Source organism: Metabacillus niabensis (genome assembly GCF_902829255.1).
Lineage (GTDB): Bacteria > Bacillota > Bacilli > Bacillales > Bacillaceae > Metabacillus > Metabacillus niabensis.
Map to the genome: position 1 here is coordinate 1 of NZ_CADEPK010000259.1, position 1,442 is coordinate 1,442.

Annotated in this window: 1 protein-coding gene; it reads right to left on the reverse strand. The window is 30.4% G+C overall.

The window, feature by feature from the left end; all coding sequences use genetic code 11:
• Positions 1 to 106 precede the first annotated feature (106 nt).
• A complete protein-coding gene (locus HU235_RS15830) occupies positions 107 to 1,312 on the reverse strand; it encodes an MFS transporter (RefSeq protein ID WP_174880826.1) in 1,206 nt (401 codons plus the stop codon).
• Between the last annotated feature and the right edge of the window lie 130 nt (positions 1,313 to 1,442).

The following is a 1,442-nucleotide window of genomic DNA, read 5'->3' on the forward strand; positions in this document are numbered from 1 at the left end:
ATATGATAGACAATTTCTATTATTGAATACTAACTTAAACTCCTATTTAAGATGATATACGCTTGATACAAGAAAGCTATCACCTTTTTAGCTACAGTACTTTATTTCATAATGTCATGCGCTTATCAATTTTTGTTTTATAGACAAAAAAGTATGAAAAAGAACTTATGATCCCAAATAAAATACCGAATAGAGTAAACACTAACTCACTACTTATGGATTCTAATAATAAGCTTATTAAGATAGGCCCAGCAGCCATACCTGTATATCTTACAAAGTTAAACACTCCCATAGCACTTGCCCTATATTGTTCAAATTTATTCGTTATTATTGTTGCATAGGTAGGTGTTAAAATTCCGATCCCAATTCCGTAGATTAATAAACTTAGAGACATTAGTAATAAAGAGTATGTATGTGTAAATCCAAACCCGATAATCCCTACAGTAATGATAATATTAGTCAAGGTAAATAATGTTATAAGCGAAATTCTCCATTGAACGAACTTAAATAATAAACTCCCTGCTACAAGACTTATAGTGATAGGCAAGTAAAGCCAACCAACAATTTTTATATGTAAATGATAATGGTCAGTAAGTAATATTGGGAGATAAACCAAGATTGAGAAGTATACTAAAAAGTTTAAAAAGCTTAAAGACAGTACTAAACTACCCATTCCATCTTTAACAATGAAATGATAGAACTTAATGGCGTTACTCTTCTTTTTCTCTTGTATCTTTTGATCGGTAGGAAAAAATAAAGTATTGATAACTAGTAAGAGCACAGAGATACTGACTAATACCCAGAAGATACCATTATAATTATATTTATCACCTATTATGCCTCCTACTATTGGTGCTACTGCAGGAGCAATTGATAAGAGAGTTTGATATGTTCCCATGGCACTTCCTCGTGTATTTCCTTCAAATAAGTCTGTAATCGTCGCAGAAGCAATTAATGGAATAGCTGCTGTCCCAAATGCTTGTAATAAACGAAAAACAAAAAATAAAGTGAAGTTAGTAGTAACGGCACATCCAACACTAGTGATAACTGTAAGGATAAGACTAGGGATAAGAATAATGCGACTTCCTTTTATATCAAGGATTGTCCCAAAAATGATTTGCATAATCGCAGTGATAAAGATAAATAATGAAACCGTTAAATTCACCATCGTTGTCGTCACATGAAATGAATCTTTTATTAAAGGAATAATAGGCGAGTAAATGTTTTGATTCAATGAGGCAAAAAAAGCACTAATACAAACTATATACAAAACAAATACTGATTTTGAATTTTTATATTTTGTATATTCCATCTGAATCTCCTACCTTATAAATATATCGTTTGGAAAATAGTTTTTCAGTTATTCTTTTATTAGCTGATGAATCATTTTTTCAAGAAATTCTAAAATAATTATTTGTTTGTCATTAGAAAAGGTACCTATC